This window comes from Actinoplanes subglobosus (assembly GCF_042650585.1).
Taxonomy (GTDB): Bacteria; Actinomycetota; Actinomycetes; order Mycobacteriales; family Micromonosporaceae; genus Actinoplanes; species Actinoplanes subglobosus.
On the sequence record NZ_JBHSBL010000019.1, the window covers coordinates 461,049 to 478,811 of the forward strand.

Below are 17,763 nucleotides of genomic sequence, written 5' to 3' on the forward strand. Positions count from 1 at the left end.
GGCCGTCGCCACATCTGTCCTCGATCTGCTGAAATGGAACGAGGATGACTCGATCTTCATCGATCCGGTACGAGCCCGTCATCCGTACCTCGTGATGCTGGGATGTGCGTCCCGGAGGACGGAGGGGCGATGGCAGACCAGTGGGGCGGACCGTCCTCGGACCAACGGCGGCCGAACGTCGACATCCGCTTCCTGTCTCCGGCCGGGACCGAGGCGGAGAGCGGGGCCGGCGGCGGTCAGCCGGTGGCCGGGCGTCGCGCCGGGGCGACGCCGGGTGGTTCGCGGCTGGTCGGCAGGGCGACCCTGGCCCGCCTGCGGGGAGTAACGCCGGCCGCCAGGAGGCCGGCGTTCCTCGACGAGCCGACCGCGCCGCAGCCCATCGTCACCCCGCCGAAGGGCACCGAGCCCGGTCGTGCCGCGCCGGCCGGCAGCGCCGGGCGGGTCGTGCTCGTCTACGAGCAGCAGATCCGCAAACCCTGGCGGCTGTGGGTGTTCACGGCCATGCTGGTGTCCCTGACCATCGGGGTGGTTCTCGGCCAGACCGAGGCCTACCGGGCGGGCAAGACACGCTCGGTGGCGGCGGTCCCGGACGCCTCGCAGCCGGCCGTGGTGTCACCGGCGCCGCTGACCACCCCGCTCGGCGCGGTCCGGGAGCGCCGGCTGGAGATCACCGGCCCGGCGACCCTGCTGCGGATCCGCACCGCCCGGATGGGCGAGTCGCTGTTCACCATCACCGGCACCGATCCGGCCGCCGCACCCCGGATCACCGAGGCCGGCGGCGGTTCGGTGCTCACCGTCCCGCCCGGTACGGGCGCCGAGGTGATCCTCAACTCCGCGGTCGCGTGGACGGTGAAACTGACCGGCGGCACCGGCGAACTCGACATGGACACCCGGGCCGGTGGTCTCGTGGGCGTCGAGTCGACCGCCGAGATGTCCCGGGTGCTGCTGCAGCTGGCCAAGCCGAAGGGTGCGGTCCCACTGAGGATCGCCGGCCCGGTCGGTGACCTGACGGTGCGGACCGAGGCGGGAGCCCTGGTCCGGGTCCGCGCCGGAAAGGGCGCCGGCGCGGCCACCGTCGGCGGCACCACCCGGCGCGACGTCAAGGCCGGAGCAACCTTGCAGGAGACCGGTTGGCGAGCCGCCACAGGGAGGTACGACATCCGCGTCAACGCGAGAGTCACCACTCTCCTGGTCGAACGCCTCCCCCAGCAAAAATAAACGACAACCGTATCAGATCGCCCAGGAGCAGCCGGAACGGAGTTGCCTCCGCACTGACCGTTGACCACGAGCCCGCCGCCCGACATATTGGCGCGCATGAGACTGCGCCCGGGCCCACTGCTCGCCCTTGCGGTCGCGTCGGCCTTCGCTCTGGTCGGGAACCTTGCCACCAACACCGTCGAGATCGAGGCGACCTGGATCAAGTGGAGCGTGTGGGCTGCGGCACTGGTGCTCCTGGGGGCCGCACTGCTCGTCGAGCAGCTGAAGGCCAGGGCCGACCGCGCCACACCACCGGACGACGACACGGTCGCACGCACCGTCGACGAACTTGCTCTCTTCCTGCGAGCGCAGTGGAAGGACGAGGAGACCCGGCGCAAGGTCCGAGCCCCGGTCACTCTGCCGGTGACCTGGCACACCGTGACCGACGACCAACTGGTCGACCACTGGGAGAACATCCGTCTCCAACCGCTCGGCAGCAGCGCCGCAGCGCTGCACCTGGACGGCGGCATCGACACGGTCCTCGACGTCTACCGGCGGATACCGTCCGCCCGGCTGGTCATCCTGGGCCGCGCCGGAGCGGGAAAGACCGTGCTGTCAGGACAACTGCTGCTCAGCATCCTCGAAGCCCGGCAGCCGGGCGAAGCCGTCCCGGTCGCCTTCAACCTACGGACCTGGGACCCGTCGACACCGTTACGGACGTGGCTGGCCGAACGGCTCGCCGCCGGATATCCGCAGCTGACCCACCCCGGCCTGCTCCTGGACCGGGATCTGATCCTGCCGATCCTCGACGGGTTCGACGAGATCAACCCCGGCCTGCACACGGCGGCGATGCAGACCCTCGACCTGATGCCCGGCCCGATGGTGCTCACCAGCCGGCCCGTACAGTTCACCGACGCCATCACCAGCGCCCAGCCCCTCGGGTCCGCGGCCGTCGTTCACCTCGACGACCTCCCGCTGGCGGCCATCGCGCAGTACCTGCCCCGAACGATGCGGCACACGACGTCGGCCTGGACGTCGGTGTTCGACCGGATCACCGCCGACCCCGGCGGAGCGGGCGAAGGCAACGTCACGAAGGCGCTCACCACACCCCTGATGGTCTATCTCGCCCGAACCATCTACTCCGGTTCGAGGAGTCCCGCCGAACTGCTCGACGTGGCCCGATATCCGACCGCCAAAGCGATCGAACAACACCTTCTAAGTGCATTCATTCCTGCCGTGTACGGGGAGGGCTGCCCCGAACAGCGCTGGCTGACCACCCTCGCCTCGATCCTGGAACGGTCCCGGACCCAGAACCTGGCATGGTGGCGCCTACGCGACAGCGTCCCCGCTCCGATCCGGGTCGGTGCTTTCGCTCTCGCATTCTCCGTCGGCTTCGGCTCGGTCCTCCTGATCGTGACTGACGTCGAAAGCGCAATCCTCATCTCGGTGGTCGGCAGCGCATTCCTCGGCCCGGCATTCGGCCTTCCACGGAAGGGCCCCACACCGGTCCGAGGCCGTCTTCGCTACAGCGACAAGTTGCGGGGAACGGTCGAGAACATCGTCGCCGGCATCATCATCTGGTCGCTGTGGGCCGGCCTCTTCACCGGTAACGGCGTATGGGCTTTAGGCGGCGCGCTGTTCGGCATGGCCATGAGTGCACGACGAGCCGCCCTCATCGGCGCCACATTTGCCGCACTGGGCGGTGCAGCCCTCAGCATCATGATCGGCCCGAGCGCTTTCCACGCGACGCTGGGCATGATCATGGTCGGCGCATTCGCCGGTGGCTGGGCGGGCTTCGCTGGCGATCTCGGCGAGGCGATCGAAACCGCAGTAGACATGGACTCGGTGGCGTACCCGTTGGAATCCCTTAAGACCGACCGCATCAACACCCTCCGCCGTTCACTCGCAGTGGCGGCTACCTTCGGCCTGTTGATCGTGGGCCTGTCCGGCGGTAGTGACTGGCTGGGTGCCCTAGGGATAGGGGCCGGGACCGGGCTCGTCGCGGCGCTCGGTACCGCGTGGGTTCAGTGGCTCATCCTCGCGCGGGTCTGGCTTCCGCTGCGCGGCCGGCTGCCGTGGCGTCTTCCCGCTTTTCTCGACGACGCCCACGACCGTGGCGTCCTCCGGCAGTCCGGCGGATTCTTCCAGCTGCGGCACGAACTCCTCCAGCGTCACCTGGCGCTCAGCGCAGCCAGCTCCGGTCCAGGTCCTCGGCGTAGGTGGTGATGGCTCGCCCGTACCCCTGGATGTCGGGGTCTGCTGTGGTCTCGGTCAGCAACCGCAACAGGTCGGCGACCGCGGCCCGGGCATCGCCGGTGTTGTAACGCAGCATCGCCCGGAACACCCGCAGCGGCCGGTCGTCGGGGAACCGGGCGAGGGCCTGCGCGAACACCTCGCCCGCCTCGGTGTCGCGGCCGAGAGCCCGTAACGTGCTGCCCAGCCCGAGCAACGCGTCCCGCAGATCCGCCTCGGGCAGGTCGCCGGCGATCGCGGCCCGGTAGTGCGGGACCGCCTCCGCCTCCAGGTCGAGCACGTCGTGCACCCACGCTGTCTGATAGGCCACAACCGCATCGTCCGGGAACTCGGCCCGCAAACAAAGCAGCAGCTCACGGGCCTCCTCGGTCTGGCCGTCGGTGCGCAGCCGCACCGCCCGGGTGAGCCGCCCGTCGTAGGGATCCGTCGTCACGGGTTGATCCTGGCATGCTGGGCGGATGACGATCTTCGACGGCCTCCCGCTGGTTCTGGGCGGCAATACCTTCGGCTGGACCAGCGACGAGGCGGAGTCGCACCGGGTGCTCGACGCGTTCGTGGCCGCCGGTGGCACGCACATCGACACCGCCGACAGCTATTCGGCGTGGGTGCCGGGCAACTCCGGCGGCGAGTCCGAGACGATCATCGGGTCGTGGCTGGCCGCCCGCGGACGCCGCGACGACGTGGAGATCGGCACCAAGGTCAGCCGGCACCCGAAGTTCCGCGGGCTGTCGGCGGCGAACGTGGCGGCTGCCGCCGACGCCTCGCTGGCCCGGCTGCGGACCGACGTCATCGACCTGTACTGGGCGCACTTCGACGACCCGGACACCCCGCTCGACGAGACCGCGGCCGCGTTCGACGCCCTGGTCAAAGCCGGGAAGGTACGGGCGATCGGCCTGTCCAACTATTCCGCCGACCGGATCCGGGAGTGGTTCACGATCGCCCGCCGCGACGGGCTGACCCTGCCGGTGGCGCTCCAGCCGCACTACAACCTGGTGCACCGGGCCGGGTTCGAACGTGACCTCGCCCCGATCGCCGCCGCCGAGAGCCTGGCCGTGGTGCCCTACTACTCGCTGGCCAGCGGATTCCTCACCGGCAAGTACCGGACCGCCGACGACCTGGCCGGTGCGCCCCGCGGCGGGGCCGCCGCCGGCTATCTCAACGACACCGGCCTGGCCGTCGTCAAGGTCCTCGACGACGTGGCCGCCGGTCACGGGGTGGCACCGGCGTCGGTGGCGCTGGCCTGGCTGCGCGGCCGGCCGGACGTGGCCGCCCCGCTGGCCAGCGCCCGCACCGTCGAGCAGCTGCCCGCCCTGATCGCCGGAGCCACCCTGGAACTGACCTCCGAGGAACGGGCGGCCCTCGACGACGTGTCCGCCCGCATCACCGGATAGCTACCGCAACGGTGCCTCGGTCGGGGTCATGGTGGCCTCGATCGTGTCGAGGATCTGCTCCACCTGCGGGCGCAGCAGCTGCCACTCCCGGCCGGAGGCCATTGCCTCGTTCTCCGCGTCGACGGCCACGGCCAGGTCCCGCAGCAGCACCGACAGCTCGCGGGCCCGGGCCTGCCGGGGGGCGTCGATGCTCTGCGACCCGAGCGCGCCCCAGCGCACCGACAGGCCGGTCAGGTCGTCGCGGACCGGCGGCCAGGCCAGGCCACGACGGTCGGTCTCGCGCATCCCCAGCACGCTGAGCAGCCGGGACTCGGTGATCATCCGGGTCTCGGCGGACAGCGAGGCGGCCTCGGAGTCCCACGTGGACGTGCGCTTCGACCGGGCGATCAGCACGGCCGCGGCGAGCCCGCCGAACAGCAGGAACAGCAGGAACCAGCCGAGGAACCCGCCGGAGCCGTCCTCCTCGGCGACGGTCACGACCGCCGACTCCTCGGTCGTGGGCGAGGGCGACTTGGTCTCGGCCTCCACCTTGGTCACCGTGACCTCTACGGTACGGGTGTCCGCCGGCTCGGGCTTGTCGGTGGTCTTCGTCGGTTCCGGATCCTTCGTCCTGGTCGGCTCCGGTTCCTCGGTCTTCTCCGGCTTCTCGGTCGTCTTCGTCGGTTCGGGCTTCTCGGTCTTCTCCGGCTTCTCGGTCGTCCTGGTCGGCTCGGGTTCCTCCGTGCGGGTCGGGAGGGTCCGGTCGGCTGTCGCCTCCACTGACGGGCGCGTCGACGGCAGTGAGCCGACGTCTCCCTCCCCGGTGCACGCCGCAACCCCCAGCAGGCACACCACCACGCCGACCGGCAGCAGTCGTCTCATCGCCATCTCCCACTCTCGGTGACTCGCCTCAGCCTCCGGTCCGCGGCCCGGCCCGGCATCCCTCGCCCCGGATGACCCTGGGACCCGATTCACTCGCGCCGGATGACGTCGGCGTGCGCCGGTCGGCCGAGGCTGGGGCGGTCCGGTGACACAGCCGTGTACGGCAGGGGGAACCGCCGCATGCAGAGCCGACTCCGCCTCGCGGGCCATGGGGTGCAGCCGTTGCTGCTGATGTTCCCGCTGGGCCTGTTCTGGATGGCGTTCGTCTTCGACGTGGCCACGCTGCTGGGCGCGCCGAGCCTGGTCGGTACGCTGGCCTACTGGAACCTGGTGGCCGGCCTGATCGGCGGCGTGCCGGCCGCCCTCGCCGTGGGTTTCGACGCCTTCACCGCCACCGACCCGGCGGCGGCGCGGGTCGGCTTCTTCAGCCTGCTGCTCGACGTGGGTGTGCTGATCGTCTTCGCGGTGCTGACACTGATGCGGGTCCGGGGGCCCGACCGCTCCGCCGACCCGGGCCTGCTCCTGCTGGAGATCGCCGGCCTGGCGGTGGCCGCTTTCGGCGCCTGGTTCGGGGGCCGTTTCGCCGATCCCCGAGCCCCCATAGCCTCAAGCCTCCACTGAGCACCCACTCCGAAAGCACAGCCAGCGGCCACCCGCGCCGCGGGACGACCTGCGCCAGCGGCGCTTCCCGTGCCAGCGGCGCCTCCGCAAACGGTCGGACGGCGGTAGCAACGATCAAATCGCACAATCGCGGAACGTGCGACCTCACCCTCGCTATCACACAGTGCCGCACATACCCCGCCGGATCTTGACCATTTTTCGACCGTTTCCGGTGGTCAGCCGGTCAAGATCGGCCAAGGGGCACCCGATACACGGATCGGGATCACCCATCCTCGCCAGGGCGACTACCAGCGCACACAGCGAACAGCGATCGCGTGCACCGACCAACGCCGGGTGAACCCACTCCGAGGCGAGGCGCGGCAGGCAGGCTGCAAACCGGACCATCCTCCCGAATCGCCGGCAGGGCGGACCACGATCAGCGCCCACGAACGAAGCTTCGTGGGCGCTGATCGTCGTTCTGATACCCAGCGCGTAGCCGGGAGATCGACAACGGCGGGTTCGGGGCCGCCACCCGCGGGACAGGACTGCAAGCCGCCGGGAAACGGCCACGGCCGAGAAACAGCCCGCCCCCGGGAGACAGAAGACGGCGACATACCACCGTCGGGAAGCAGCCACGTCCCATCGACGACAGGGACGGGTCGTGGTGTGGAGTTGGTGGAGGGTGGACGGGCGGACCCCGGCCACCGAAGGACCGCTACACGGGCTGGGGTGAGCGCAATCCACTGATCGACGCCGCGACCAGGCAGATCCCGCCGAACACCAGCGTCGTCGCCCCGATCAGGACGAAACCCGCCAACCCGAGACCGGGCCACACCAGCAGCGCGATCGAAGCGGCCACCGCGACCAGCCCGACCACGATCCGCCAGCCACCACCGGACCCGCGCCGCCCGATGGCCAGGAAGATCTCACCGATCCCGTCGAACAGCCAGCCGAACGCGACGATCAGCAGCATCAGCCCCAGCGACTTGGTGACGTCGGCGAGACACAGCACCCCGGCCCCGGCGACGAGCAGCCCGAGGAGCACCCCGAAAACCCGGTGCAGAACCGTCAGCCCGTCGGCGACGAACATCTGGAGCACCCGGATCCCGCCGACGATCAGCAGGTTGAGGCCGAAGAGGAACGCCACCACCTTCAGGGTGGCCTCCGGCCAGGCGAACGCGAGGATGCCGATGCCGATGGCGAGCACGCCGGCGGCCAGGCGCAACCAGGTCCAGGCACGTGACATCGGGCTCACCGGGCCTCTCGGCCGTGCACGGCCAGCGAGTAGACGACCAGCACGTCGATGGCGATGACCACCGCGCACCAGAACGGGTAGGCGGGCAGGAACAGCAGGTTGCCGAGGGCGCTGATCGCGGCGATGCCGATGCCCACGACCCGGGCCCACGTCTGGCCGAGGAACACGCCGATGCCGGCGGCCATGGTGAGGATGCCGAGCATCGAGTGGAACACGCCCCACACGGTGTAGTCGAAGTCGACCGCCAGCCCGGAGCTGGTGGTGATGTAGTAGTCGTCGCGGATGATCGCCACGATGCCCTCGATCAGCTGGAAGCTGCCGAGGAGCATCAGGATCACGCCACTGAAGATCACCATGCCGAGCCAGTGGCCCGGTTTGGCGGTTTGAGTCGTCATCGCGAGTCTCCCGGAGAAGGGGTGGGGGTCTTCCAGGCCTGCGGCCGCCAGTTCTCCACCACCTTGGCCACGGCCGTGACCAGGAACAGCTGGCCGAGCAGGGCCTCGACGACGGCGATGGTCTGTGCCGGATTGGTGGCCGGGACCAGGTCGCCGTACCCGGTGGTGGTCATCGTGACGAAGCTGAAGAACAACGCCTGGGACAGGCTCGGATCGCCGTCCTCGCCGAACAGCGGGCCCGGCTGCAGCGCGGCGACGCATTCATAGCCGAAACCGAAGGACATTCCGATCAGGAGGTACGCCGCCAGCGCCCCGAGCATCGTCTGGATGTCGACGCCGCCGTGCCGGCCCAGATCCCGCACGATCGAGAACGGGGCCAGCAGGTACAGCGTGCTCGCCGCCAGGAACGTGTACGCGACCAGCGGCGAGTCGTGGATCAGCAGGTTGACCCCGGCGGTGACCAGGGCGAGCACGAACACTCCGGCGGCGGCCAGGCGCATGCCGATCCGGGCCCCCGAGACCCGCAGCGCCTGCCACACCGTCAGGGTCTGCACGAACAGCAGCAGCGCGACCATCGAGCGGCTCTCCGCGAGCAGGGCCAGCACGTACGTCCCGATGATCATCAGGAGGACGACGCCGTACCCGCCGCGGCGCGGTCGCTCAGAACGTGGAACCGGCACCCGGACCCTCCTGGGCCGGCAGCCGCCGCACCTCGATGAGGCGCAGGCCGAGGCCATGGATCCGGGAGATCAGGCCCACCACGGCCGACTGGTCGGGCAGCGAGCCGTGCAGCACGGTCTCCGGCGGTTCCACACTGACCGTGAGGTCACGCAGCTCCGCCAGCAGCTCGTCCGGGATCACCCCGGAAACCCGTACCTGATATGTCGCCTCGGGCATGACTCGTCCCCTCCCCTGTCGTTCCGGTCAGCCAACGCCTGCGCCGGTGATGGCACGTCATCCCGGAGGGATGACGGACTCCGCACCGCGCACCCGGGAGTGGAACAGGCCCAGCCGGAACAGCCGTTCCAGCCGCCGCACGGTGAACGGGTGCGACATCGGCAGCTGGGCCAGGCCCACCCAGAAGCCGCGCAGCTGCTGACCCTGGCGGACCAGCTGTTCCACGTCGGTGGTGTGCTCGGTGTGCCGGCCCGAGGCGAGCAGCACCAGGCCGGTCGCGCCGCCCGGTGACAGGTGGGCGCCGTGCCGGTCGCACGAGTACTCCCGCAGGCGGGACAGGGCCGGGCCGAGCAGCGGGATCCGCTCGGAGTAGCAGACCGACAGCTGGTACCAGAGCGAGACGTGGTGCAGCCGGATGTGGCCGAGCTCGTGGCCGAGGATGAACCGCAGGCCGTCCCGGTTGTTCTCGCGCAGGTTGACGAACAGCTCGTTGGCCAGGACCACGTAGTCGTGGCCGGTGGCCTGGGCGGCGAACGCGTTGAGGGTGCCGTTGCCGTTGGCCAGGAAGAGGTTCGGGCGACGCTTGAGTCCCAGCTTGTGGGCGTAGTCGTCCATGGTGCGGTAGATGTCGCCGTACTGCTTCGGTGACAGCTCGACGGCGGTGCCGCGGATCGACGCCCGCTGCGTCTCACGGATCACGATCAGGCCCGGCACGAACAGCAGCAGCCCGATGAAGGCCGAGCGGACGGTGGTCGCCCAGCCGGTGTTCTCCAGGCGTTCCGGCAGGTAGGGCAGGGTTGCCGCGGCCTGCAGGATGAGCACCACGATGATCACGTTGAGGACCACCATGAACACGTAGAACGGCAGCTCGGCGGGGTGCCTCAGCTTGGCCGGCCTCGAATGCGTCGACACGACGGATCTCCTGTCTCCCGGTTTGCCGCCTGACCTTCCGCCGCGCGCGCGGAGCGCGCCTCATCCCGCCGGAATGAGGCCCGGTCCCGGTCGGTCCGGCGAGGCTGCAAAAGACCTTTCAGCGGTACGCACAAAGGAGCACCCGCCATGCCCGAGGCATCCGTCGTGTCCCCCGGCCGGCCCTGGCTGGCCCGCTCGTCGTTCGCCGCGGCCGCCGCCGCCGTCATCCTGGTCCTGGCCGTCGCCGGTCTGCGCGGCGGCATCGGGCTCCTGCTCACCGCCGCCCTCGGCAGTGCTGCCGGGCTCGCCGCGGCGTGGTGGTTCCTCACCCACCGCGGACTGTGGAGGTGGCTGGCCGGGACGCTGGTCGTGCTCGCGCCGCTGGTGATGGCGGTCGTCTACATGCGGCACCGGCTGCTGTGGGTGGTCGTCGCGTTCGTGCTGCTGTGGGCGGTCGCGGTGGCGGCCGGGCGGCGGGCGCTGTCCGAACCCGATCACGGACCGGCGGAGATCGTGACGGCGGCGCCGCTCAGCCCGTACCTCATCATGAATCCTCGCTCGGGGGGCGGAAAGGTGGAACGCTTCCGCCTGGTGGAACGGGCCCGCGCCCTGGGCGCGCATGTCTTCCTGCTCGACGGGCCGGCGGTGGACGTGGCCGAGGTGGCGCGGCAGGCGATCCGTGAGGGCGCCGACCTGCTCGGGGTGGCCGGCGGCGACGGCACGCAGGCGCTGGTCGCCGGGGTCGCCGCCGAGCACGGGCTGCCGTTCCTGGTGATCTCCGCGGGCACCCGCAACCACTTCGCGCTGGATCTCGGACTGGACCGGGAGGACCCGTCGACGTGCCTGGACGCGCTCACCGACGGTGTCGAGGTGCGCGTCGACCTGGGGCTCATCGGCGACCGGACGTTCGTCAACAACGCGTCGTTCGGGGCGTACGCGGCGGTGGTGCAGAGTCCGGCCTACCGCGACGACAAGGTCGGCACCACGCTGGAGATGCTGCCGGACGCGCTGACCGGGACGAACGGGCCGCACCTGGCGCTCACCGTCGACGGGGTCACCGTCACCGGATCGCAGGCGGTGCTGGTCAGCAACAATCCGTACGCGACCGGGGACATCGCCGGGCTGGGTCAGCGGCCGCGGCTCGACCTCGGAGTCCTCGGGGTGCTGGCGGTGACCGTGCGCGGTGCCGCCGACGCCGCCCGGCTGATCAGCGGCCGCGGCCGGGCCCGGTCACTGACCGTACGCGCCGCCACCGAGGCGGTCGTCGACGCGGACGCGCCGTCGGTGCCGGTCGGCATCGACGGTGAGGCGATCCTGCTGCCGACGCCGGTGCGCTGCGTCATCCGGCCCGGCGCGCTGCGGGTGCGGGTGCCGCGGCAGCGCCCCGGGACCCGTCCGGCGCTGCCGGAGATGGACTGGACACGACTGCGGCGGCTGGCATTGGGCCAGCCGCCGCGTCCGGTGGGCGCCTGAGCGGGTCAGCGCCGGCGCGCCACCCGGCGGGTCACACGCCGTGCGGTGCGCCGGCCGGTACGCCGGGCGACCCTCCTCGAACCGAACATGGTCGTCTCCTCTCTCAGCGTGCGGCGGCTGCCGTCTCCAGGTCGTGCAGTTCCTTGGCCTCCTCGGCGGCGAGCAGACCGATCCCGACCAGGTCGAGCGGGCTGATGAAGCCGTCGGCAAGACGGAACCCGCCGGCCCGGGCGATCGCGTCGCGCAGCGGCACCGCCCAGTGGTGCTCGATCAGCAGCAGCGCCGCCGCGCTGTCCGGCGGGATGTCGGCGAGCACGTCCCACGCCTGCGGGTCGTCGAAGACGGCCACACCGTCCTCGGCCACCGCGGCACCCAGCTGCGCGCCGGCCGCCGCACCCGCCTCGCCCTCGATACCGAGGCCGATCAGGGCACCCACCTTGCTGCCGAGTTCGACGGCCTCCTCCTTGGACAGGTTGCTCAGGTGTTCCACCTCCAGCCCGCCGTCCGCGTCCTTGTAGACGGCGAGGGCGTCGATCACCCGTACCGTGTCGCTCTGCCGGAGGCGCTCCAGCTCGGCGATCACCTCGCCGTGGAAGTTCGGGTGCGGGAAACCCAGCACGATCAGCTGGACGGGACCGATGGACATCTCTTCCACTCCTCAGATCTGCGTCACTGACGATGCGATCCTCGGTCCGGGCGGTGCCGGTGCGCCTCATCCGGCGCGGGTGAGGGCCGGGCGGGCGCGGCCGGGGACCCTCACCTCATGAGACGACTACTCCCGTTCGCCGCGGGGCTACTGCTGCTCACCGGGTGCTCCGGGGAACAGACCCCGACGGCACAGGTCTGCGAGAGCTACGCGGCCGTGCAGAACACCGTCGAACACATCCGGCAGACGAACGTGTCGGAGAACGGGCTCTCCGCCCTCAGGCCGTACCTGACCCAGCTGATCGAGCAGCTCCAGCAGTTCGTGACCGACGCGCAGGCCCAGTTCGGGGCACAGGCCGACGTGCTGCGGGCCGCCGTCGACAAACTGTCGGCCAGTGTCGACACGGCCCGCGCCGACCCGAACGTCGCCAACCTGTCGGTCGTCCGCAGCGACGTCGCCGAGGTGCGCACCAACGCCCAGGCGCTGCGGGCGACCGTCCAGGAGACCTGCTAGGAGGCTTCCCATGCGCGTGGAACGCAGTCGCGCGTCCGGATGGACCGCCTGGGTCCTGTTCGGCGGCCTGATGCTCGTGCTTCTCGGGACCGTCCACCTCTACGCCGGCTCGATCGGCCTGATCCGGCCGGAGATCCTCGCCGGAACCCGCTCCGACCTGTTGCTTCCCGTGTCGGTCACCACTCTGGGCTGGACCCACGTGGTGATGGGCGCGATCGCGATCGTCGTCGGCGTCGGGCTGATCCGCGGGCTGTTCTGGGCCCGGATGTCGGCCATCCTGATCGCCGGGGTGTCGTCGCTGGTGAACTTCGTGTTCATCGCCGCCCACCCGATCTGGTCGGTCGTCGCGCTCGGGCTCGCCGCCGTCGTCGCGTGGGCCGCCGCCGCCCACGGTGACGAGGTGGCCGACGCGTACGGCACGTGAGCCTGCAACGGCTCGACGACCTGCAGCGACGGCGGGGCCCGCTCGGGTTCGGGTATGCGGTGATCTGCAAGTACCTGGACGACGACGGGCCCCGCGAGGCCGCGCTGATCACCTACTACGGTTTCCTCAGCCTGTTCCCGATGCTGCTGCTCGGCGTCGCCGCGGTGTCACAGGCACTCGCCCGGCGGCCGGAACTGCGTCAGGAACTGATCGCCGCGATCGTGCCGCCGGCACTCCAGCCGGGGATCGCCTCGTCGATGGCGAGCATGTCGGCGTCGTACACGGCTCTGCTCTTCGGGCTCGTCTGGCTGATCTACTCGGGGATCGGGGTGGTGCTCAGCGCGTACGACACCATGAATCACCTCGCCGCCGTGCCCCTCCGCAAGCGGGCCGGCATCGTCTCCCGGTATCTGCGGGCGATCGCCGCTCTGGCGGCCGTCGTGGCCGGGACGGTGGCCATCGGTGGTCTCACGGTGGTCGTCCCGGCGCCGCTCGCCGTCGCCGGATCGTGGGCGGTGACGTGCGCGGTGCTGCTGGCGACGGCCCGGATCCTGCTGATGCGGCCGGCGCCGCTGCGGTCGTTGTGGCCGGCCGCGGCGATCGGCGCGGCCGGCGTGACCGGCGTGCTCACGCTCGGTGCGACCGTCCTGCCCGGCCTGGTCCGCAGCGCCGGGCGCATCTACGGCGGGTTCGCCACCGTCGCCGGCTTCTTCACGCTGCTCTATCTGCTGAGCAACGTACTGGTGCTGGCGGCCGAGATCGCCGCGGTCCGGCACGCCCGGCTGTGGCCGCGGTCCCTCGACCCGTCCCGGCCCACCGAGGCCGACGCCCGCGCCATGCTGCTGCTGGCCCGCGAGCAGGAACGCCTCCCCGCCGACATCACCTGCACCCTTACAAAGGCCCGGCCGGACCCTCCACAGGAGACTTCCGACGCCCGGCACGGCCCGATCGTCTGATGCTCGGCTCGGGCGGCCCTTCATACCCTGGCACTGGATTTCTCATTCCCGGCGAATTCGGATTCGAGGGTGAAGAATGACAGGGAAGATCGGCTGGAAAGAGCCCGCAATCGTCCTCGCCGCCATCACTCTCGGGGTCGCTGTCGTCGCATTCGGGCGCGACCTGCTCGGTTTCGAGTTCAGCCCCGAGCCGGAGCCGTCACCGACTGCCGCACTGGCGCTGTCCTCACCGCCGACGTCGCCGTCGCAGTCACCGTCGCCGTCGCCGTCGTCCGAGCCCAACGTGTCCCGGCAGGAGACAGGCGTGCTCCTGCCGTACAGCTACGCCCTCGACCTCGACACCACCGCCACCAACTGGGACGTCGAGAATGCCAGCGTCTACAAGAACGGAGACATCTACTACGCCACCACGGCACGGATGATCCAGACTCGCGCGGACATCGCCATCGTGTCCGGTGACCCGTCCTACCGCGCCTGTGAGGATTCGATGGACCGGCGGGACCGCGCCATCAGCCGGGACGACGTAGTGGTCGGGCTGACGTTCTGTGTACGCACGAGCGAACAGAAATGGGCGTGGCTGAAACTCACGAAATTCGACCGTGGAAAGAGCATGACCTACGACATAACCGTCTGGTGACTGTCTCAGGCCGGGCGGGTGCGGGGCAGGAACCAGGCGGCTGTCAGGCCGATCAGGCCGGCGCCGGCCACCGCCAGCATCGCCCACAGGTAGGCGCGGTTCGGGTCGGCGCCGTTCACACCGGCGACCAGGATCGTTCCGGCCAGGGCGGCGCCCAGCGACGAACCCAGGTTGGAGATGCTGCGGGACAGTCCGGAGATCTCGCCCTGCAGGTCCTCACCGAACGCGGACTGGACCACGTTGACCGACGGCGTCAGCATGCCGCCGAGGCCGAGCCCGATGACGAACAGGCCAGGGATCAGCCCCCAGATACTGTCGACGGCCGTGCCCACCCCGAGGAGCAGCCCGATCCCGGCGACGGTCACCGTGAAACCGGCCAGGATCAGGGTGCGCTGCGCCCGGCGGCGGGCCATCCGCTCGGCGAACAGCGACGACAGCAGGACACCCAGGGTGGTGGCGGTGAAGACGGCGCCGGTCTCGATCGCGTTGTAACCCTTGACCACCTGCAGGAAGGTCGACACCACGAACGACGTGCCCATCACCATCAGCCACTGCATGTTCTGCGTGACCAGGCCCAGGTTGGACGCCCGGTTACGGAACAGCAGCGTGGGCAGCAGCGGTTCGCGGCCGGCCCGCTCCTTGGCCCGGACCGACACGAAGAACCAGGTCAGCACCAGGACACCGGCGATCACGAGGCCGAGCGTGAGCCGCGGGTCGTCGTCGGCGGCGAGGATGCCCAGGACGATCAGGACCAGGCCGGCGGCCGACAGCACGGCGCCGCCGACATCGAACGGCTGCGACCGGTCGGCGGGCAGAGGATCCTGCACGGTACGCCGTGCGAGCAGCACGATCAGCAGGACGATCAACGCCTGCAGGACGAACGCGGCGCGCCAGTCCACGGCGTACGCGATGAAGCCGCCGAGCAGGGGTCCGGCGACCGCGCCGATGCCGCCCATCGCGCTGATCGCGCCGAACGCCCGGGCCCGCGAGCCGATGTCCTGGAACAGCAGCGTCGTCAGGATGTAGACGGGTGGGATCAGGAGGGCCGTACCCACGCCCTCGAAGATCGAATAGCCGATCACCAGGACGGTGAGGTTGGGCGCGACGGCGCTGAGCAGGGCGCCGGTGCCGAAGAGCAGCAGGCCCAGCTGAAGGCACCATTTGCGCCCGAGGATGTCGGTGAGTTTGCCCCCGGGGATCATCAGCGCGGCCATCACCAGCAGGAACAACGTGATCGCCAGTTGCACGCCCTGCACCGTGGTGCCCAGGTCCTCGCTGATGTCGGTGATCATCACGTTCATGTTGGAGCCGGCGAAGCTGCAGATGAACTGGGCCAGCGCGAAGGCGATCAGCGCCCGTCGCAGCCCGACCGGGAATCGTCCGGTCCTGGTCCGTTCCACCATCGTGCGTCTCCTATGAGAAAGGGTGCTGGTCACGACTCCACCGCGGGCCGATGTCGCTCCACGCCCGCTCCCAGGCCCGGGCCCGGTAGCGGTCGAGCAGCGCCATCCCGATCCGGCGGATGCCGTTGGCGGCCGCGGCCGCGGTGGCGACGACCACGATCGCCACGAGGGCGGCCTTGCCCACGGGGTTGCGGTCGCCGGGTCTGGTACGCAGGTCGCCACCGTTGTTGACCCAGATCTGGACCTGGTCGCCGGGTTGCTTCCCGGGTTCGACGGTGATCAGGCCGGTACGCGCGACCCCGTTGGGCGCCGTCCACGCGGCCTGGGCGCTGTACGGCGTGGCCCGCAGGTCGGCGGCGGTGCCGGTGAGGCGGGCCGTGACCTCGCGGAGGTTGTTCCTCTCCCAGGTGATCGCCCGCTGGTCGGACTCGTAGCTGGTGCCGGCCGCCCACCAGGCCAGAACCGGGGAACCGAGCAGGAAGAGCGAGAACAGTCCGACCAGCATCACCAACTCGAACCGGTCGGAACCTCGCCACAGGGGATTCTTTCGGCGGACGAACATGCTCCGAAGAATCGTCGGCCTCGCCGCCGGACGGTTCATCCCCGCCGGATGAGGAGCGGGCGCGGCGGCTCGGCGAGGCTCGACCGCGAACGGGGAGGTGGGCATGCCGATCTGGCTGCGACTGCGACACGAGACCGAGGAGGCCACCGCCTCCGGCATCTACGGACTGATCGTCGGCGCCGCCGTGCTGGTGGCGTCACACGCCCAGACGGCGTGGCGCACGACGATCGCGGTGGTGGTCACGTTGACGATCTACTGGCTGGCCGAACGTTACGCCCGGATAGTCGCCGAACGCATCCACGAGGGCCACCGGCCGACCTGGCACACCGTGCGCCACCAGCTGACGAGCGGCTGGGAGATGGTGACGGCCAGCGCCCTGCCGCTGCTGGTGCTGGTGTCGGCCCGGCTCGCGGGCACCTCACTGGAGACGGCCGAGCTGGCGTCCCTGGCCTGCACGACCGTCCTGCTGTGCGCGGCCGGCTGGTGGATCGGCGCCGACGGCCGCCTGCACCCGCTGGAACGCGTGGTCTCCACCCTGACGGCCGGCGCTTTCGGAGCCGCCCTGATCCTGCTGAAAACCCTGCTCCACTGACGACAGACCTATGCTCGGACGCTGTCGGCGACACGACCGGTCCGCCAGCCGTCCGGGCCCAGCACCCGTTCGCACACCGACACTTGACCTGGGCGAACGGTGATCAGGCTCCACGAACATCCGGTGCCGCGCAGGCGGCGGCTGGTCGCGGTCCCGGCCACCACGAAGACTGTCCCGTCGTGCGTCCGCACGTCCGGCACGTGGGTGTGCCCGGCCAGCACCAGGTCGACGCGGGCGGCGCGGACGGCCGAGAGCAGCCGCTCCCGGCCGATCAGCGCGGCGGTCCCGGTGGCCAGCGGCGGGTGGTGCAGCGCGAGCAGCCGCACGTCACCGTCGGGGGCGCCGCCGAGCACACGCGTCACCTCACCGGCCTGCCGGGCGCTGACCCGCCCGTTCTTCCACCGCCAGCGCGGCATCGACGACAACCCCAGGGCGGTCACGGCAGCGGCACGGCGGATCGGCTGCGGGTCCGCGTCGATCCAGGAATTCCAGCGATGGTACGGCCGAAGCACCCTCCGCCACGACGCAAGAGGCAGGTCGTGGTTCCCGGTGACGGCCAGGAGCGGCCCGGGCAGGCGTCCGAGCAGCTCCCGTGCCTGCCGGAACTCCTCGGTCCGGGCCCGCATGGTGAGGTCCCCGGTGACGACGACGAGGTCCGGCCGGGCCGCCGTCACGTCCGCCACGATGCTGTCCACCGCGTACCCGTAATGGGCCCCGATGTGCAGGTCGGAGAGGTGCGCGACGACGGCCGGCCGGTTCATGGAGGCGCCGGCCCGGTCCGGCGGCGTCCGGGCCG

At 70.6% G+C, this 17,763-nt stretch carries 21 protein-coding genes; 10 read left to right on the top strand and 11 right to left on the bottom strand.

What is annotated here, in order from left to right:
* Window positions 1–129 precede the first annotated feature (129 nt).
* The gene (locus ACFO0C_RS27535; RefSeq protein ID WP_378069590.1) at window positions 130–1,218 is read left to right on the top strand and encodes a hypothetical protein; all 1,089 of its coding nucleotides are present in this window, start codon (window positions 130–132) and stop codon (window positions 1,216–1,218) included.
* A gap of 96 nt (window positions 1,219–1,314) precedes the next feature.
* Window positions 1,315–3,423 (top strand): NACHT domain-containing protein, encoded by a 2,109-nt coding sequence (locus ACFO0C_RS27540; RefSeq protein ID WP_378069591.1) that lies wholly within the window; start codon window positions 1,315–1,317, stop codon window positions 3,421–3,423.
* Here the strand turns inward: ACFO0C_RS27540 and ACFO0C_RS27545 are convergent.
* On the bottom strand, window positions 3,380–3,883 hold the full coding sequence (locus tag ACFO0C_RS27545; protein WP_378069592.1) for a tetratricopeptide repeat protein: 504 nt from the start codon (window positions 3,881–3,883) through the stop codon (window positions 3,380–3,382). The genes ACFO0C_RS27540 and ACFO0C_RS27545 overlap by 44 nt on opposite strands.
* Window positions 3,884–3,908: 25 nt before the next feature.
* Here ACFO0C_RS27545 and ACFO0C_RS27550 point away from each other — a divergent pair, with 25 nt between their 5' ends.
* Window positions 3,909–4,841, top strand: coding sequence for an aldo/keto reductase (locus ACFO0C_RS27550; protein ID WP_378069593.1), 933 nt, complete (start codon window positions 3,909–3,911; stop codon window positions 4,839–4,841).
* Here the strand turns inward: ACFO0C_RS27550 and ACFO0C_RS27555 are convergent, their stop codons facing one another.
* Window positions 4,842–5,702 (bottom strand): hypothetical protein, encoded by an 861-nt coding sequence (locus tag ACFO0C_RS27555; RefSeq protein WP_378069594.1) that lies wholly within the window; start codon window positions 5,700–5,702, stop codon window positions 4,842–4,844.
* 180 nt (window positions 5,703–5,882) lie between these two features.
* On the opposite strand from ACFO0C_RS27555, the gene ACFO0C_RS27560 reads away from it, so the two are divergent.
* Window positions 5,883–6,323 carry a DUF2231 domain-containing protein gene (locus tag ACFO0C_RS27560; RefSeq protein ID WP_378069595.1) on the top strand — a complete coding sequence of 147 codons (441 nt, stop codon included), beginning with the start codon at window positions 5,883–5,885 and terminating at the stop codon, window positions 6,321–6,323.
* A 694-nt stretch (window positions 6,324–7,017) separates the two neighbouring features.
* On the opposite strand, the gene ACFO0C_RS27565 is transcribed toward ACFO0C_RS27560, so the two are convergent.
* From ACFO0C_RS27565 to ACFO0C_RS27585, 5 genes are read right to left on the bottom strand one after another with little or no spacing between them, the layout of a single operon-like run.
* Entirely contained in the window at window positions 7,018–7,548 is a 531-nt protein-coding gene (locus tag ACFO0C_RS27565; protein WP_378069596.1) for an HdeD family acid-resistance protein, read from the bottom strand.
* A 5-nt stretch (window positions 7,549–7,553) separates the two neighbouring features.
* Entirely contained in the window at window positions 7,554–7,952 is a 399-nt protein-coding gene (locus ACFO0C_RS27570; RefSeq protein ID WP_378069597.1) for a DUF7144 family membrane protein, read from the bottom strand.
* On the bottom strand, window positions 7,949–8,575 hold the full coding sequence (locus ACFO0C_RS27575) for a potassium channel family protein (RefSeq protein WP_378069598.1): 627 nt from the start codon (window positions 8,573–8,575) through the stop codon (window positions 7,949–7,951). Before ACFO0C_RS27575 ends, ACFO0C_RS27570 begins: the two co-directional genes overlap by 4 nt.
* Before the next feature lie 37 nt (window positions 8,576–8,612).
* Window positions 8,613–8,849: a hypothetical protein gene (locus ACFO0C_RS27580; RefSeq protein WP_378069599.1), complete on the bottom strand. Its 237-nt coding sequence runs from the start codon at window positions 8,847–8,849 to the stop codon at window positions 8,613–8,615.
* A 57-nt stretch (window positions 8,850–8,906) separates the two neighbouring features.
* Window positions 8,907–9,761 carry a M48 family metallopeptidase gene (locus ACFO0C_RS27585; RefSeq protein WP_378069600.1) on the bottom strand — a complete coding sequence of 285 codons (855 nt, stop codon included), beginning with the start codon at window positions 9,759–9,761 and terminating at the stop codon, window positions 8,907–8,909.
* A 147-nt stretch (window positions 9,762–9,908) separates the two neighbouring features.
* On the opposite strand from ACFO0C_RS27585, the gene ACFO0C_RS27590 reads away from it, so the two are divergent.
* Window positions 9,909–11,234 carry a diacylglycerol/lipid kinase family protein gene (locus ACFO0C_RS27590; protein ID WP_378069601.1) on the top strand — a complete coding sequence of 442 codons (1,326 nt, stop codon included), beginning with the start codon at window positions 9,909–9,911 and terminating at the stop codon, window positions 11,232–11,234.
* A 103-nt stretch (window positions 11,235–11,337) separates the two neighbouring features.
* On the opposite strand, the gene ACFO0C_RS27595 is transcribed toward ACFO0C_RS27590, so the two are convergent.
* Window positions 11,338–11,880: a hypothetical protein gene (locus ACFO0C_RS27595; protein WP_378069602.1), complete on the bottom strand. Its 543-nt coding sequence runs from the start codon at window positions 11,878–11,880 to the stop codon at window positions 11,338–11,340.
* A 117-nt stretch (window positions 11,881–11,997) separates the two neighbouring features.
* Between ACFO0C_RS27595 and ACFO0C_RS27600 the strand changes: the two genes are divergently transcribed.
* The 4 genes from ACFO0C_RS27600 to ACFO0C_RS27615 all read left to right on the top strand — a co-directional run bounded on the left by ACFO0C_RS27600 (window position 11,998) and on the right by ACFO0C_RS27615 (window position 14,410).
* Window positions 11,998–12,393 carry a hypothetical protein gene (locus ACFO0C_RS27600; protein ID WP_378069603.1) on the top strand — a complete coding sequence of 132 codons (396 nt, stop codon included), beginning with the start codon at window positions 11,998–12,000 and terminating at the stop codon, window positions 12,391–12,393.
* Between the two features lie 10 nt (window positions 12,394–12,403).
* A complete protein-coding gene (locus tag ACFO0C_RS27605) occupies window positions 12,404–12,817 on the top strand; it encodes a DUF7144 family membrane protein (protein WP_378069604.1) in 414 nt (137 codons plus the stop codon).
* A complete protein-coding gene (locus ACFO0C_RS27610; protein ID WP_378069605.1) occupies window positions 12,814–13,773 on the top strand; it encodes a YihY/virulence factor BrkB family protein in 960 nt (319 codons plus the stop codon). Before ACFO0C_RS27605 ends, ACFO0C_RS27610 begins: the two co-directional genes overlap by 4 nt.
* Window positions 13,774–13,849: 76 nt before the next feature.
* Window positions 13,850–14,410 carry a hypothetical protein gene (locus ACFO0C_RS27615; protein WP_378069606.1) on the top strand — a complete coding sequence of 187 codons (561 nt, stop codon included), beginning with the start codon at window positions 13,850–13,852 and terminating at the stop codon, window positions 14,408–14,410.
* Between the two features lie 5 nt (window positions 14,411–14,415).
* Here ACFO0C_RS27615 and ACFO0C_RS27620 read toward each other — a convergent pair whose 3' ends face one another.
* Both ACFO0C_RS27620 and ACFO0C_RS27625 read right to left on the bottom strand, forming a co-directional pair.
* Window positions 14,416–15,813 carry an MFS transporter gene (locus ACFO0C_RS27620; protein WP_378069607.1) on the bottom strand — a complete coding sequence of 466 codons (1,398 nt, stop codon included), beginning with the start codon at window positions 15,811–15,813 and terminating at the stop codon, window positions 14,416–14,418.
* 10 nt (window positions 15,814–15,823) lie between these two features.
* Complete coding sequence (locus ACFO0C_RS27625) at window positions 15,824–16,375, bottom strand: Rv1733c family protein (RefSeq protein ID WP_378069608.1); 552 nt, start codon at window positions 16,373–16,375, stop codon at window positions 15,824–15,826.
* 103 nt (window positions 16,376–16,478) lie between these two features.
* Here ACFO0C_RS27625 and ACFO0C_RS27630 point away from each other — a divergent pair, with 103 nt between their 5' ends.
* On the top strand, window positions 16,479–16,967 hold the full coding sequence (locus ACFO0C_RS27630) for a hypothetical protein (RefSeq protein ID WP_378069609.1): 489 nt from the start codon (window positions 16,479–16,481) through the stop codon (window positions 16,965–16,967).
* Window positions 16,968–16,975: 8 nt separating this feature from the next.
* Here the strand turns inward: ACFO0C_RS27630 and ACFO0C_RS27635 are convergent.
* Window positions 16,976–17,763, bottom strand: a 788-nt coding sequence (locus ACFO0C_RS27635) for a metallophosphoesterase family protein (protein WP_378069610.1), incomplete at its 5' end; no start/stop codon positions are given.

Coding starts and splice junctions, on each gene's coding strand:
- ACFO0C_RS27620 (WP_378069607.1), bottom strand. CDS start 15,813: ATGGTGGAACGGACCAGGACCGGACGATTCCCGGTCGGGCTGCGACGG.
- ACFO0C_RS27595 (WP_378069602.1), bottom strand. CDS start 11,880: ATGTCCATCGGTCCCGTCCAGCTGATCGTGCTGGGTTTCCCGCACCCG.
- ACFO0C_RS27630 (WP_378069609.1), top strand. CDS start 16,479: ATGCCGATCTGGCTGCGACTGCGACACGAGACCGAGGAGGCCACCGCC.
- ACFO0C_RS27570 (WP_378069597.1), bottom strand. CDS start 7,952: ATGACGACTCAAACCGCCAAACCGGGCCACTGGCTCGGCATGGTGATC.
- ACFO0C_RS27615 (WP_378069606.1), top strand. CDS start 13,850: ATGACAGGGAAGATCGGCTGGAAAGAGCCCGCAATCGTCCTCGCCGCC.
- ACFO0C_RS27580 (WP_378069599.1), bottom strand. CDS start 8,849: ATGCCCGAGGCGACATATCAGGTACGGGTTTCCGGGGTGATCCCGGAC.
- ACFO0C_RS27625 (WP_378069608.1), bottom strand. CDS start 16,375: ATGTTCGTCCGCCGAAAGAATCCCCTGTGGCGAGGTTCCGACCGGTTC.
- ACFO0C_RS27590 (WP_378069601.1), top strand. CDS start 9,909: ATGCCCGAGGCATCCGTCGTGTCCCCCGGCCGGCCCTGGCTGGCCCGC.
- ACFO0C_RS27575 (WP_378069598.1), bottom strand. CDS start 8,575: ATGATCATCGGGACGTACGTGCTGGCCCTGCTCGCGGAGAGCCGCTCG.
- ACFO0C_RS27535 (WP_378069590.1), top strand. CDS start 130: ATGGCAGACCAGTGGGGCGGACCGTCCTCGGACCAACGGCGGCCGAAC.
- ACFO0C_RS27555 (WP_378069594.1), bottom strand. CDS start 5,702: ATGAGACGACTGCTGCCGGTCGGCGTGGTGGTGTGCCTGCTGGGGGTT.
- ACFO0C_RS27600 (WP_378069603.1), top strand. CDS start 11,998: ATGAGACGACTACTCCCGTTCGCCGCGGGGCTACTGCTGCTCACCGGG.
- ACFO0C_RS27540 (WP_378069591.1), top strand. CDS start 1,315: ATGAGACTGCGCCCGGGCCCACTGCTCGCCCTTGCGGTCGCGTCGGCC.
- ACFO0C_RS27550 (WP_378069593.1), top strand. CDS start 3,909: ATGACGATCTTCGACGGCCTCCCGCTGGTTCTGGGCGGCAATACCTTC.
- ACFO0C_RS27605 (WP_378069604.1), top strand. CDS start 12,404: ATGCGCGTGGAACGCAGTCGCGCGTCCGGATGGACCGCCTGGGTCCTG.
- ACFO0C_RS27565 (WP_378069596.1), bottom strand. CDS start 7,548: ATGTCACGTGCCTGGACCTGGTTGCGCCTGGCCGCCGGCGTGCTCGCC.
- ACFO0C_RS27560 (WP_378069595.1), top strand. CDS start 5,883: ATGCAGAGCCGACTCCGCCTCGCGGGCCATGGGGTGCAGCCGTTGCTG.